Origin of the sequence: Actinokineospora baliensis, assembly GCF_016907695.1 — a bacterium.
GTDB lineage: Bacteria > Actinomycetota > Actinomycetes > Mycobacteriales > Pseudonocardiaceae > Actinokineospora > Actinokineospora baliensis.
In genome coordinates, this window is record NZ_JAFBCK010000001.1 from 4,581,455 (window position 1) to 4,594,967 (window position 13,513).

General features: G+C 68.6%; 12 protein-coding genes and 1 CRISPR repeat array. Of the genes, 9 read left to right on the top strand and 3 right to left on the bottom strand.

The genetic code is table 11. The features are described 5' to 3' along the window. Positions 1 to 35 precede the first annotated feature (35 nt). The 5 genes from JOD54_RS21000 (at position 36) to JOD54_RS21020 (ending at position 5,997) form a co-directional block, all read left to right on the top strand. Positions 36 to 1,124: a M20 family metallopeptidase gene (locus JOD54_RS21000; RefSeq protein WP_204452298.1), complete on the top strand. Its 1,089-nt coding sequence runs from the start codon at positions 36 to 38 to the stop codon at positions 1,122 to 1,124. Continuing rightward, positions 1,117 to 1,587, top strand: a complete 471-nt coding sequence (locus JOD54_RS21005; RefSeq protein ID WP_204452301.1) for a nucleotidyltransferase family protein — start codon at positions 1,117 to 1,119, stop codon at positions 1,585 to 1,587. The genes JOD54_RS21000 and JOD54_RS21005 overlap by 8 nt, the downstream gene beginning before the upstream one ends. A 9-nt stretch (positions 1,588 to 1,596) precedes the next feature. Continuing rightward, positions 1,597 to 2,166 (top strand): hypothetical protein, encoded by a 570-nt coding sequence (locus tag JOD54_RS21010; protein ID WP_204452303.1) that lies wholly within the window; start codon positions 1,597 to 1,599, stop codon positions 2,164 to 2,166. A gap of 163 nt (positions 2,167 to 2,329) precedes the next feature. Continuing rightward, positions 2,330 to 2,869, top strand: coding sequence for a hypothetical protein (locus tag JOD54_RS21015; RefSeq protein WP_204452305.1), 540 nt, complete (start codon positions 2,330 to 2,332; stop codon positions 2,867 to 2,869). Between the two features lie 161 nt (positions 2,870 to 3,030). Next, on the top strand, positions 3,031 to 5,997 hold the full coding sequence (locus JOD54_RS21020) for an AfsR/SARP family transcriptional regulator (RefSeq protein ID WP_204452307.1): 2,967 nt from the start codon (positions 3,031 to 3,033) through the stop codon (positions 5,995 to 5,997). Positions 5,998 to 6,004: 7 nt separating this feature from the next. On the opposite strand, the gene JOD54_RS21025 is transcribed toward JOD54_RS21020, so the two are convergent. The 3 genes from JOD54_RS21025 to JOD54_RS21035 form a co-directional block, all read right to left on the bottom strand. After that, the gene (locus JOD54_RS21025; protein ID WP_204452309.1) at positions 6,005 to 8,215 is read right to left on the bottom strand and encodes an SGNH/GDSL hydrolase family protein; all 2,211 of its coding nucleotides are present in this window, start codon (positions 8,213 to 8,215) and stop codon (positions 6,005 to 6,007) included. A 291-nt stretch (positions 8,216 to 8,506) separates the two neighbouring features. Beyond that, positions 8,507 to 9,013 carry a DUF305 domain-containing protein gene (locus JOD54_RS21030; RefSeq protein ID WP_204452311.1) on the bottom strand — a complete coding sequence of 169 codons (507 nt, stop codon included), beginning with the start codon at positions 9,011 to 9,013 and terminating at the stop codon, positions 8,507 to 8,509. Positions 9,014 to 9,083: 70 nt separating this feature from the next. Then, entirely contained in the window at positions 9,084 to 9,470 is a 387-nt protein-coding gene (locus JOD54_RS21035; protein WP_204452313.1) for a DUF6153 family protein, read from the bottom strand. Positions 9,471 to 9,653: 183 nt separating this feature from the next. Between JOD54_RS21035 and JOD54_RS21040 the strand changes: the two genes are divergently transcribed. The 4 genes from JOD54_RS21040 (at position 9,654) to JOD54_RS21055 (ending at position 13,392) form a co-directional block, all read left to right on the top strand. Continuing rightward, positions 9,654 to 10,436 (top strand): S1 family peptidase, encoded by a 783-nt coding sequence (locus JOD54_RS21040; protein WP_204452315.1) that lies wholly within the window; start codon positions 9,654 to 9,656, stop codon positions 10,434 to 10,436. Positions 10,437 to 10,637: 201 nt separating this feature from the next. Next, complete coding sequence (locus JOD54_RS21045; protein ID WP_239573454.1) at positions 10,638 to 11,213, top strand: EF-hand domain-containing protein; 576 nt, start codon at positions 10,638 to 10,640, stop codon at positions 11,211 to 11,213. Positions 11,214 to 11,262: 49 nt separating this feature from the next. Then, positions 11,263 to 11,628, top strand: coding sequence for a DUF3558 family protein (locus JOD54_RS21050; protein ID WP_204452317.1), 366 nt, complete (start codon positions 11,263 to 11,265; stop codon positions 11,626 to 11,628). Positions 11,629 to 11,908: 280 nt separating this feature from the next. Next, positions 11,909 to 12,364: a CRISPR direct-repeat array (repeat unit 29 nt; unit sequence GGGAACAGCCCCGCTCGCGCGGGGAGCAC). 251 nt (positions 12,365 to 12,615) lie between these two features. Then, positions 12,616 to 13,392, top strand: a complete 777-nt coding sequence (locus tag JOD54_RS21055) for an SDR family NAD(P)-dependent oxidoreductase (protein WP_204452319.1) — start codon at positions 12,616 to 12,618, stop codon at positions 13,390 to 13,392. Positions 13,393 to 13,513: the final 121 nt, after the last annotated feature.

Below are 13,513 nucleotides of genomic sequence, written 5' to 3' on the forward strand. Positions count from 1 at the left end.
GAGCAGCAAGTCTTGGCGAACCTAGACTGAGGCTCATGGTCAACGTTGACGCGATGCTGGCGGATCTTCGGGCGCTGGTCGAGGTCGAGTCGCCGTCTGGGGATGTTGGGGCGGTGGGGGAGTCCGGGCGGGTTGTCGCGTCGGTGATTGAGCGCAACCTCGGGGGACAGGCGCGCTTGATCGACAGTCCGGCTGGGCCGCATGTGCACTGGTCGGGTGGCGGTACTCCTCGGGTGCTGATCCTCGGGCACCACGACACGGTCTTTCCTATAGGCACGCTCGCCCGGCGTCCCTTCACCGTCCAGGACGGCCGTGTGCTCGGCCCCGGCGTGTTCGACATGCTCGGCGGCCTGATCCAGGCGATACACGGCGTGGCTTCGCTCGACGACCGGACCGGAGTCGAGATCCTGGTGACTGCGGACGAGGAGAACGGTTCGCACAGTTCGAGGGCTCTGCTCGAGGAACGCGCCACCGCCTGCGGTGCGGTGCTCGTGCTGGAAGGCGCGGGGGAGGGCGGCGCGGTGAAGACCGGCCGCAAGGGGTGTGGGACCTTTGAGGTCGCCATCCGGGGCCGGGCCGCGCACGCGGGCCTCGAACCCGAGGCGGGGAGCAACGCCCTGGTTGAGGCCGCGCACCAGGTCCTGGCCATCGCCGATCTCAACCGGCCTGACATCGGCACCACGGTCACCCCGACCGTCGCGTCCGCCGGGACGATGAGCAACGTCGTACCCGCGGCAGCAACGGTAACCGTCGACGTCCGGGTCGAGTCGTACGAGGAGAAGGCCAGGGTCGAGGCCGCATTCGCCGCCCTCACCCCGCGGGTCGACGGCACGGAGATCACCGTCACCGGCGCGGTCACCCGACCACCTATGCCGGAGTCGGCCTCCGCCGAGCTCTTCGCGATCGCCCAGCGGCTGCGCCCCGACCTGACAGGCATCGCAGTGGGTGGGGGCAGCGATGGCAACTTCACCGCCGCGCTGGGAATCCCTACCCTCGACGGCCTCGGTGCCGTGGGCGGAGGCGCGCACGCCGACCACGAGCACCTACTCTTGGACACCATGGCTGACCGCGCTCTACTCATCGCCGACCTCGTCACCGCCATCAAACAACGGCCCAATGACTGACGACCTGCGCCACCTCGCCGACCCCGTGCAGGTGCAACAACTGCGGGACTCCTTGGCGCACAACTACCTTCTGATGACGGTGCTCACCCGTGCGCGGGACATGGCCTTACCGGGCTGGTTCCTCACCGCCGGATGCGTCTTCCAGAACATCTGGAACCACGTCGCCGGATACCCAGCCAACCACGGCGTCCGCGACTACGACCTCTTCTACTTCGACGACTCCGACTGCCCTGGGATGCAGAGTTCGGCACCCCATGCCCTCCACTGCGGTCAGTCGAGGACCTGGACGGTGTACGCGCCCCACGGCATCGAAGACGCCTTCACCATGGTCGTCCGCCCGAACCCCGCGGTAGCGCCTCGTCAGGTGTACGTCGACGAAACCACCCGCTGGCAACAGGTATGGCCATCACTCACTGTCCACCCCTGGCCGTCGCACACCAGAACTGTCGGTGGGACGCCCTAGCATTGTCCTGTGTCCGAGAACCTGAAGGTGCGCCGAGTGTCGCGCGGCGTCGTAGTGGCAGCGGTGTTCGCCGTCGCCGTGGCGTGGCTGTTCGGGTACTGGACAGTCCGTGAGACCGCGATCGAGCACGCCCGAACATGCCCCGAAACCTGCCTCACCCATGAGACAGCGACCGTGGTGGACACAGAGTTCTACCCAGGCGGCGAGCGCGGCGGCAGCGGCTCCACCATCACGATCAAACTGGCCTCAGGCGACCGCTACGAGATTTCGGGGACCACCAGCGTCGGGTCGTCAGTTGAGATCAGTACCTGGGGCGGCCAGCTCATCCGAGTTGGCGACGCTTGGGTCGACCAGGGCTGGGCAAGCCCGGTGTGGCGGTTCTTCCTGATCCCCCCGCTGTTCGCGGCATTGGTGTTCGCGTTGTTCTTCCTCGCCGGACGACCAGTGCTGGGCTTGGGTGCGGGCGTCCTCGGCGGCCTCTTAGCCTTGGTGGCCATCGTGGCTCGCGTGCTGCCATGGTGGCCACCCGTAGCGCTGGGGCTCGTGGCGTTGCTGTTGGTGAAGCCGCAGCGAGTCTGATGGTGGGAGCCGGTGGACCATCGCCCGCCCAAGGGCTCAGCGGCGGTTCAGTGACTGCTCAGCGGTGTATCTGACCCTGGTTCTCGACCGGGCCACGAGGCCCTGGTCCTCCCGCCACCACCCCGACCGGGGATGGGCGGGAGCGGAGAAACCGGGAGAGCCCGTGAAGTACATGAACAGGGTGCTGGTCGCCGCGGCGCTCAGCGTGGCGATGGCGGCGCCCATCGCACAGGTGGCCACGGCGTCGACGAGTCCGTCTGTGGCCGTTCAGCCGGGGGTCGGTCACAGCGTGGTCGTCGACCAGGCCGCGCCGCGGTTGAGTCAGGCCGAGCGGCGGCAGTGGGCCGAGATGGTCGCGACGCCCGAGGGCCGGGGCTCCGTGCTGAAGGCGCTGCAGGAGTCCTTCGGCGGCGCGGTCACGATCGGGGTCCCGGCGAGCACGCCCGGGGGCGGGGTGAGCACCAACCTGGCCACGGGGATCACCGGTGACCACTTCTGGATCATCGCCTCCTACGCGGACGTGGTCAACGGCGCCGTCGCCGGTGGCGTGGCCGCGTGCTCCCTGCGCGTCCCCCGTCCGTTGTGCGTCCTGGCCGGGGACCTGATCAGCAGGTGGGCCGCGGGGTGGGGCAACACGTCCAACCACGGCATCTGGGCCGAGGTGTACTGGTGGCCGCCGAACGTGAAGGTCGGCCGCTGGTAGGAACGCCTGGTCACTCGCTGGTGCCCCCTCGCCGACGAGCGAGGGGGCACCACCGGCGTTGCACGGAATCGGGTGCGAAGACCACCCGAGCGCTCGTCGCACTTCGACAACCGCTGTGCGAAGCTGCGCAGACGTGCCCCGCCAGTCGAACGGGAGCCACAGTGCGCCTGGGTGCTCTCGGGACCATCCTGATCGAAGACGACAACGGGAACACGATCCCCATCACGAAGCCGCAACCGCGTGCCGTGCTGGCGCTCCTGCTGCTGTCGGCGGGCCACCTGGTTTCGGTTGACCGCATCACCCGGGTGCTGTGGCCGCCGGGCGCAGAACAACCCGAGGGCGTCAAGAACGCCGTACAAGCCTGTGTCAGCCATCTGCGCGCCGCGCTGAAGCGCCTCGACGGCGTGCGGATCACCTGGCACGAGACCGGCTACATCCTGCACGTCAACCGCGCACTGGTCGACGTGTACCGGTTCCGCGAGCTGGTCGGCCAGGCCCGGGGTGACCGCGATCCCGGCAGGCGGTCGACGCTGCTGGCCGAGGCGCTGGGGTTGTGGCGCGGCACCAAGGCGTTGGCCGATGTGGCATTCCCGGAGCTGGAACCCGAGGTCGCGGGGCTGGGTGAGGAGTACGCCGACGCCCTGGAGTGCCGGGTCCAAGCCGACCTGGACCTGGGGCGGGAGGAACGCCTCGTCGCGGAACTGGTCACGCACACCGGTCGTCATCCGGAGAGGGAACGGCTGCGTGCGCACCTGCTCACGGCCTTGCACCGGTGCGGGCGTACCGCCGAGGCCTCGCAGGCGTACTTGGACTACCGCAGGTGGCTGGCCGACGAGCACGGCACAGAACCGGGTGCGGAACTGCGCCAACTGCACACCCAGCTGCTCGCCCGCTCGAACTCGGGCGACGAGCGAGCGGACACCCCGTCACCCACCGCCGCGGGGCGCGCGTCCTACCTCACCGTCGCCGGGACGGTGCCGCGCGTGTCGGACCTCGACGACCCGCTGCTGCTGGGGGTGCACCCAGCACCGCCACTCACCGGCACACCTCAAGGGGCTGATGACGTCCCGGCCTACGTGGCGCGCGATGTCGACGCTGACCTCGGGTCGGCTCTCCGGCGGTCGGGGTTCGTGCTGGTCGTGGGCGCTGCGACAGCGGGCAAGACCAGGGCCGCCTACCACGCGATGCGCACGGAGCTCACCGATCACCACGTCTTCGCTCCGGACGACAAGGCCGGTCTGACAGCCGCTGTCGACCAGGCCGAGAGGTACGACGACTGCGTGCTCTGGCTCGACGACTTGGAGCACTACCTGGGCGCCGGGGGACTGACACGTGCGGAGATCTCCCGGTTCCTCGTACCCGGACGCCACCGCGTCATCCTGTCCACGCTCAGGTTGGTGGAGGACAGCCGCTACCAACACCCCACGGCGAAGGACCTGCTGCACCACGCCGTCCAAGCCCTGAAGATGGCGCGCCGCGTTGCCTTGAAGCGCCTGTTCAGCCCCGCCGAACGGCGACGGGCGGGCAACCTCGCGGACGACGACCCGCGGCTGGCCAGAAGCCTCGTCACCGCCGACCGGTACGGCATCGCGGAGTCCCTCGCGGCAGGCCCTGCCCTGCGTGACATGTGGCTCGCCGCGCAAGCCGAGGGGAGCGACCAGTACGGCGCGGCCATCGTGACCGCGGCGATCGACTGCAGGCGAGCGGGCCTCACCCGACCGCTCACGCGTGAGTTGCTCTTCGAACTCGCCGAACCAGCCTGGGGCAGAGCAGGCATGGCTCCCGCGCAGAACGACGAAGCCTGGACTTGGGCGACTCGTCGACGATTGGGGACGGTCGCGTTGCTCTCGCCCGACGGCCATGGCGGCGGGTTCACGGTGTTCGAGTACCTCGTCGACGCGGTCGTCGCGCAGACGCCGACGCCTGCGCTCACCACCGCCGTTCTGAGCCGCATGGTGCGGGAGGCGGACACCGAGGAGGCCGCTCGCCTCGGGGGCACCGCGATCGAGCAAGGCGAGTTCGACATCGCCGTCGCCGCGTTCGATCAGGCCTATCAGCACCAGCAGTCGGAGTTGGGCGCCGACCACCCCGAGACGTTGACCAACCGGGATCGACGCGCCTTCGCCCTGCGCACGGCGGGTTTGCCCGATCATGCCGCAGGTGAACACCGGGCCGTGCTGAACGCGCGGGCCGCCAGTCTCGGTGCTGAGCACCCCCTCACGCTGACCAGTCGGAACAACTTCGGCGTCGCCCTCTACCAGGCCGGGCGGTGGCCCGAAGCCCAAGCCGAACTGGCCACGGTCCTCGACGCCCGTCGCCGGGTCCTGGCCGAGGACGACCCGGATATCGGCCGCAGCTTGAGTAACCTCGCGCCGGTGCTCATGGACCTGGGCCGCTGGTCGGAAGCCGAACGCCTCGCGAGGGAAGCCGTGGCCTTCCGGACCAGGGTGCACGGCCTCGACGATCGCAACACGCTCAACAGCCGCAACAACCTCGGCTTGGTGCTACAGGCATTGGGCCACTACGCCGAAGCGGAGGCCGAGCACGCCACCACGCTCGACGCGCGTGAGCGACTGCTGAGGCCAGACCACCCCGATGTCCTTGAAAGCAGGCACAACAGAGCGACGGCGTTGCGCCACCTCGACCGCGCCGAGGAAGCCGAACGCGAGCACCGAGATGTCCTCCGCCTCCGCGAGAAGATGCTGGGCGAACAGCACTATGACACCGTCGACGCCCGGATTCACCTCGCCGCGGATTTGCTCGCTCTCGGGCGCGTCGCCGAGGCAGCGGAGATGTCGGAGCTGGCGATCGCCGCGGGAACCGAAACCTACGGGCCGAGCCATCCCTACACGCTCGACGCACACGAGGTGCACGCCCAAGCGCTCATCGCCGCCGGTCGCCACCTCGAGGCTGCCGACGAGCTAGCCGCCTTGACCCAGCTCCGCGGACGCGTCCAGGGTGACGAGCACCCGTACACCCTCGCCTGCGAACTGCGCTGGGCTGTGGCCCGATCTCTTCTGGGCGAGGACATCCGGCCCGTCTTGGCGTTGTTGCACACCCGTGCGTCGAGGCGGCTCGACGCGGATCACCCCTTGGTCAGGGCGATCATCTCGGCGCTCGGCGCGTGAATCGGGTTCACTCGGCCAACTTGCGGCGACGCCGTTTGCGTTCGAGGACGACGATGGCGAGGCCACCGAGGAGTGCCAGGAAGCCGATCCCTGCCAGGAGGGTGACATTGGCCCCTGTCGAGGCCAGGTCGGACGCTGGCGGGGACCCCTGCGGGATGGGTGTTGTGTTGGTGGAAGTGTCCACTGGTGGTGTGGTCGGTGATGTCGTGGGTGTCGTCGGTGGGGTGCTCGGGGGCGTGTTGGGGTCGGCCAGGGCGACGCGTTCGATCATGACGGGGGTGGAGGCGATCTGCGCGATTCCCTCTGGGCTGGCGCCCGTGATGTCGACGCGGTGTTCGCCGTCTGGGACGGAGGTCGGGACCGGGAAGGTGGCGTCCAGTTCGCCCGCGGCGTCGGTGGTCGCGGTTCCCAGGTCGACGGGGTCGGAGTTCAGGACGATCCGGACCTCGCTGTTGGGCGAGAAGTTGTCGCCCCGCACGCGCAACGCGCAGTCGCTGGGGGAGCAGGCGGGTTGCAGGCACTCGACCCCGCACTGGCCGGACGGGTCGGCGCGCACGTTGCCCACGGCGACGGTGATCGGGCCTCGTGGACCGCGGATCGTCGGGTTCGGCGCGGGGTTGGCGAACAGCAGCCTGCCCTGGTCGTCGACGTAGTGCTCGAGGAAGTAGGCCGCGATGGCGTCGTGGCCCAGTTGGTTGGGGTGGAAGCTCTCCTGGATGTCAGTCAGGTGGAGTCCGGTGATCCAGGCGGGCGCGTCGTCTGTGCCGGTGCAGATCTCGTGGCCTGCGGTCACGGCGAACAGCGGCATGAAGGTCACCCCCGCCGTGGCGGCCGCGTCTTCGATGGCCTGGTTGAGCGCGGGGAGGAAGCGGTTTTGGAGGTACTCGCGTTCGGCGGCGTTGAAGGTGAACGGCAGGCACTGCAAGGCGACCTGGAGTGCGCTCGGGTACCCGTACACCAGCACCGCGGCGTCCTCGAACTCCGCGCGCAGGCTGCTGAACGTGGTGACCAGCTTGTCGAAGACGGGCCCGTTGACGCGGCTGATGGCCGACTCCTCGGACACCCGGCAGTCCACGGTCCCGAAGATGGTGTGCAGGTCCGGTGCGAGGCAGGCGGTGACCATTCCCGCGAACGACGCGTCGTTGCCGCCGATCCCGAGCGTGACCAGGTCGGGCGACCCGTGCGCGGCCGTGAAGTTCCTGGCGTCCGTGACCTGGACGTTGCCACCTCCCACACCGTTGGGCGACAACGGGTACTGCGCCTTGCCCGCTTGGTCGAGCAGTCCGAGGTTCTCCGTGACGCCACCGGAACACGCGGTGAAGAGGAAGTCATCCGCTGCCACACCGAGGGTGCGGCTGACTTGCTGGGGCCATGCCCGTCCGTGGCGGTGGCACCGGTTCTCGTAGTGCTTGGACGGGCGTCTCCGCACGTCGGCGAAGCTGATGGGTTGTTTGGTCGTGGTGTCGCACCGGACACGAGAGCCCCGGAAGAGTTCGGAGTACAACCACTCCGAGTTCTCGTGGTACTTCGCGTCGCGCATGGCGGTGCCGCAGTCGTAGGCGACCGGGTCGCGACCCAGCCGCTCCTCTATGTCCTCGGTGTACCCCTCGCCGGAGGAGTAGGAGTCGCCCATCGCGATCATCCGGTTGACCTGGCGGCCGCCGAGCGCAGTACCGGTCGACACGTTGTCGATCGCGAAGCCCGCGGGTTCCTCTTCGGTGTTGTCGACTGTGACCCGGTGGATGCCCGCCAGCGGGAGGCGGATGTGGTTGATCCCGATCGCGTTCGCCCTGACTGAGCCAAGGCGTGTGCCGTCGACTCCGTAGTAGGCGATCTCGACGGAGTTCCGGCTGTCGATGTAGCCGACGTCGAACTCCATCCCACTGGTGGTCGCGGGTGCGCCGGTCGCGGGGTCGACGATCTGGAGTGCGATCTCCCCTTGGAACCGGGGTGTCCCGGACAGCACCGGACTGGTCGGGTTCGCGCTGTCGGTGGTGATGAAGCTGCCCGTGCCGAAGACGATGCCCTGGTCGCGGTACTGCGTCGTGATCTGCGTGCCCAGGCCGAACTCGCTGAACGTGATCGCCCCGGCGAGGGCGGCCACGCGGGGAGCGGCGCCGAGCTCGTCGGGGTCTCGCGTGCTCGTCGAAGGCGTGTCGTCCTGATCGACGGGTTGGGCAGCGCGGCCGAGCCCGCTGACCGCGGTCGAGACCGTCAATGCGAGAACGGTTGCGAGAACGCCGATTCGCCGCCGAGACATCTACTCACTCCTAGGCCTGCGCGTGGAGGGCACTTGTGCTGACCGGTAGCCGCCCCCGCGCGTCGACCGATGTGCCAGTGATCGCCCGGAACCCGGGCGTTGTTACCGGTTGGCCACTATTTGTCCACTCGACGGAACCGGACTGTCCTCTTCGGAATTGACGAAGGGCGGGTGTCCCAGATCGCTGGGGCACTCGCCCGGAGGTCAGCCTTGTGCTAGCAGGCCTCGCATTTCGCGGATCTCAGCGTCCTAGGTGTCGATGATGCGCTGGGCGAGCTTCTTCGCTTCGGGGTTGGCGCCTTGGGCCAGTTCGGTCCTGGCCATCTCGACCGCGCCCTGGTGGTGGGCGATCATCATCGTCAGCCAACGCTGGTCGAAGTCGTCGCCAGTGGCTGTGCGGAGCGTTGTCATCTCGTCGGCGGTCATCATGCCCGAGCCGTGGTCCATTCCGGGCATTGAGTGCTCTTCGGATTCACCCCAGGCTTTCAGCCACTCGGTGAGGGTGGCGATTTCGGGGGCTTGGGCCTTCTTGATACGCGCTGCCAGGTCGATGATTTTCGGGTTGGTGGTACGGCCGGTGACGAGTTCGGCCATGTCCACGGCCTGGGTGTGGTGCGGGATCATTTGCTGGGCGAAAGCGGTGTCGGCGGCGTTGTGCTGGCTGGAGTCGCGAGCCGTTGTAGTGCCGCAGGCGGTGAGCATGGCGAAGGAGGCCAGGACGGCGAGTGCCGACCTGACCAGGGTCTTGCTGGTCATGTCTGGGTCCTCAGGTGGTCGCGTGTGGTTTCGCTGCAGCGCCATTCCGATGGGGATGGCGCGGGCGCTGTCACTGCCGCGACACGCAGAGGAGGGTCAGGGTGGGTTTCGGGGGCGCCCGGGTGGAATCGATCGCGACGCGCTGTCGTCCGGGCAGGGGAAGGCTGCGCTGGAAAGGGATGCTCAGCAGGATCAGCAACAGTCCGATGCCGACGGCGAGTACTGCCAGGCACAGGTGCGCCAGCAGGTCGTGGGTGTCCCCGTGGGAGGGCGACGCCGGATCGGCGGCCACGACACAGCAGTCAGGGCCCGACATGACCGACTCGGCGGCGTGCGCACCGCCGTGGGCCGAGTCGCCGCCCGTGAGGCCTGTGAGGTGGTGCATGCCGAGCACCCCGAACACCAAGGCGCACAGCAGCACCCAGCGCACCAGCGCCGTCGGGGGATCGGCTCTCACGCCACGACTCTAGTCTCCGGCCCGCGCCGCACCGCGCGCGGCGCGGCGGCGGTGTTCCCATTTATGTGTCCCATAGGTGAACTCGATGGAATGTTGAGATGTTCGATTGGGGCCGGTTTCCGTCGATAGTGGGCATATCGGCTGGATATCCGGATTCGCCGATTTCGAACAGGAGAACCCTTCATGAACCTGCGTACCCTGCTACGCGCTGCCCTCGTCCCCCTGGTGGTGGGAGCCGCGACGCTCACCGCCATCTCCACTTCCGCCAACGCCGCCCAGCCGTCGGACTCCCCGCCGATGTCCCCCGCGATCGTCGGTGGCTCCACGGCCACCGGCAACTACCCGTGGATGGCGTCCCTGCAGGTCAACGGTCGCCACGGTTGTGGTGGCTCGCTGATCAGTTCCGAGTGGGTCGTCACCGCCGCGCACTGCATCCAGGGCGGTTCGCTGAACCTGCGGATCGGTTCCAAGGACAACACGACCGGCGGCACGCTGGTGTCGGCGTCGCGGCAGATCAAGCACCCGTCCTACGGCAACATCCAGAACGGCTACGACATCGCGCTGATCAAGCTGTCCCGCGCGGTGCAGAACCAGCCGATCACCATCGCGGGCAGTTCCCCCGCGGTCGGCTCGAGCGTCGTGCTCTACGGCTGGGGCCAGACCTGCCCGCAGCGCGGTTGCCAGCAGAGCCCGCCGCGCGCGCTGAAGATGCTCAACACCCGCATCAACTCCGACAGCCAGTGCCAGAGCATCCGTGGCGCCAGCGAACTGTGCGTGCAGAGCAGCACCTCCCAGACCGCCTGTTACGGCGACTCCGGTGGTCCGCTGGTGGTCCAGGGCCAGCTCGCGGGTGCGACCAGCCGCGCCGGTCACGGCAGCGCGACCTGCGGCCAGGGGCACACGATCTACACCGACCTGACCGCCTACCGCCAGTGGATCTCCCAGACCACCGGCGGCGCTGTCTAATCAGGACCCCCTGAACGGGCCGGGCGGGTGCTGGCAACGCAGGGTCACCCACCCGGCGCCGGGGTGCGCCACGGTGCCCTCGCCGCGGCGCATGGCTGGAAGAGTGGGCGACCCCTCGGCACGGGTCGCCCACTCGCCCGGCCGACGACCTGCGTTCGTCCGATCCGGGGGTCGTCCTTGTTCCAGGGGGGCACCGGGTCCATGATCACGATCATGGGACTCGGCGAACTGCTCACCACGAAGATCAGCCGGGGTTTCGACCACCTCGACGCGGACGGCGACGGGGTGCTCGACGAGCGGGACCACGTGCTGATGGGCGAACGGGTCGCCGAGGCATTGGGGCACGCGCCAGGTTCGCCGGGCGAGCAGCGGATCATCGACACCTACCTGCGCATCTGGCGTGAAGTGCACCTACCGCACGTGCCCGCGGGTGAAAGCGGAATCGCCAAGGAGAGCTTCATCGCCTCCACGGGCGCCCTCGCGAACGACCCCGACACCGCGCAGGCAACACTGGGCGCCTTGGCCGAGGCATTCCTGGACCTGGCCGACGTCGACGCGGACGGGACGGTATCGCCCAGGGAGTTCCTGGCCTTCCAACGAGGACACTTCCCCAACCTGTCCGAGGCCGACGCGAACGCCGCCTTCACCCACCTAGACACCAACGGCGACGGCACCCTCTCGACGGAGGAGTTCGTCCGCGCCACCATCGAATACTGGACCAGCTCCGACCCAGCCGCGCCAGGAAACTGGTGGCTGGGCGACCCCACCCGGAGCTGACTTGCTTCGCCCGCTTGGAACGCGAGTTTGCGAAGCCCCGGGAACGCACTTGGACACGGGCGAACGACTGCAAGGGCAGCCCGGCAATCCGTGCGAGTTCTCCAAGCTCGACACCGCTCCCATGGTGCAGATCTGTTTTGGGCCGCCCCAGGGGCTTGACGACCTCCGCGCTGCTCATGGTCAAGGCCGCCTGTCCCCGAACCGCTGGCAAATCGCGGAGATCGATGGCAGCCCAGCCATCACCTACCAACGCGAGCCAGGCCCCGGCTGGTGCGAAACCGCCGTAGAACTAGACGACACGCACTACATCAACGCCCGCATCCGCTACAACGACGGTTCCCCCACTCACGACCCCTGCACGCAGTCCAAGGAACTCGCAGCTGCCGCACTGGCAACCGCCCGATCGGGCAGGTGATCTCCCAGCGAGACTCATGTGGGAGGACGCTGGCTAGCCATGCAGCGGAACAGCCCCGCTCGCGCGGGGAGCACGTCCGGCTCTGGTACGACGCCAGCGACGTCCCGGGAACAGCCCCGCTTGCGCGGGGAGAACGACGCCGCCGCAGGACAGGGCGCCGTGGGAACAGCTCCGCTCTGCGGGAGCACGTGGGCAAGGCCACCGAGTCGGCCGCAGGCTCGGGAACAGCCCCGCTCCGCGGGGAGCATAGTCGGCGTCCGGGGTGGCGGATGACGACGACCGGAACAGTCCCGCTCGCGCGGGGAGTACTCGATGACCTTGAGCGCCCAGACGATCAAGGTGGGAACAGCCCCGCTCGCGCGGGGAGCACCACATCGAGACGCTCGCCACCGGCGTCCTAGGGGAACAGCCCCGCTCGCGCGGGGAGCACGCCGAGCGCCTGGTCGAGCACTACCTGGCGCGGGGAACAGCCCCGCTCGCGCGGGGAGCACTCGAGGGTGTCGAGGTCGACCTCGTGCACCCAGGGAACAGCCCCGCTCGCGCGGGGAGCACACACGTGCAGATGCTCACGCATGTGTTGCCATGGGAACAGCCCCGCTCGCGCGGGGAGCACGCGGGAACGCTTCGGCAAAGGTGGTCTCACCGCGGGAACAGCCCCGCTCGCGCGGGGAGCACCCGATCGCGGCGTTCGCGGCGACTTGGTAGTAGGGAACAGCCCCGCTCGCGCGGGGAGCACACTTGCTGACCAGGCACGTTGTCAGCCGAGGCGTGGGTTTTCCTTCACTTTTGGAGCTCGATCGACCGCTGTCCGGGGCGGTCGTGGTTCGGGCTGAGGTGGGTCGGGTGCCGCATGGTCGGAGTGTAGGGGCGCGGGCTTGGATGTTGGCCGCATTGGGCCCGCCATGGTCGGAGTCAACGGTGCCCTGTTCGCACGCTCTTCCGGCGGGTGACCCTCGCGTAGTCTGACCGCCGGTACAGCGACCGGAGGTGGCAGTGGCGCGGGGCGGGCTGGCTGGCGAGGTCGTGCTGGTAACGGGCGCGGCGCGGGGGATTGGGCGGGCGATCGCCGAGACGGCGGCGGCCCAGGGCGCGGCGGTTGGGCTGGTTGATGTGCTCGCTGCTGAGTTGTGGGAGACCCGGGATCGGCTGGGCGAGAGTGCTGACGTTCACGCCGTGGTCACCGACATCACCGATGAGGTTGCGGTGGCTGCTGCGGCGGCGGAGATCGCTGGGGCGTTGGGGCCGGTGACCGTCTTGGTCAACAACGCGGGCCGCAACTCCTACGCCGACCCGATCGCCATGACCGCGCAGGAATGGGACGCGGTGTTCGACGTCGACCTCAAGGGGGCCTGGCTGGCCGCGAAAGCCGTTCTCCCCGGCATGGTTGAGCGTGGTGGCGGCGCGATCGTGAACATCGCCTCGATCCACGCCACCGTCACCACCGCGGGCATGTTCCCCTACGCCGCGGCGAAAGCAGGCCTGGTCGGCTTCACCAAGAGCCTCGCCCTCGACGTCGCCCAGCACGGCATCAGGGTCAACGCCGTCAGTCCCGGCTTCATCAGAACCGCCCTGGTCGACGAGTACTTCGCCAACAACGCCGACCAGGAAGCCGAACAGAAGGCCCTGGCCAACCATCCCCTAGGACGCTTCGGCACCCCCGAAGACATCGCCGAAGTCGTCTGCTTCCTCGCCTCCCCGGCTGCCGCCTTCGTCACCGGCGCCAACTGGTCGGTCGACGGCGGCCTGGGCGCCTGCTTCCCCTGAGTCCACAACCTGTACTGCTTCTCGGCCCTTGCGATGGCGCCGGAATGGTGAATTAACCTCAGGTGTTGTGGCGCCTTTTCACCCGCGGAAACGCATTTCCGGTCAATCGTCGCCGACTCGC

Bases quoted from the DNA above. Each gene is read 5' to 3' on its own strand.
- JOD54_RS21000 (WP_204452298.1), top strand. From the start codon at position 36: ATGGTCAACGTTGACGCGATGCTGGCGGATCTTCGGGCGCTGGTCGAG.
- JOD54_RS21030 (WP_204452311.1), bottom strand. From the start codon at position 9,013: ATGACCAGCAAGACCCTGGTCAGGTCGGCACTCGCCGTCCTGGCCTCC.
- JOD54_RS21045 (WP_239573454.1), top strand. From the start codon at position 10,638: ATGATCACGATCATGGGACTCGGCGAACTGCTCACCACGAAGATCAGC.
- JOD54_RS21005 (WP_204452301.1), top strand. From the start codon at position 1,117: ATGACTGACGACCTGCGCCACCTCGCCGACCCCGTGCAGGTGCAACAA.
- JOD54_RS21040 (WP_204452315.1), top strand. From the start codon at position 9,654: ATGAACCTGCGTACCCTGCTACGCGCTGCCCTCGTCCCCCTGGTGGTG.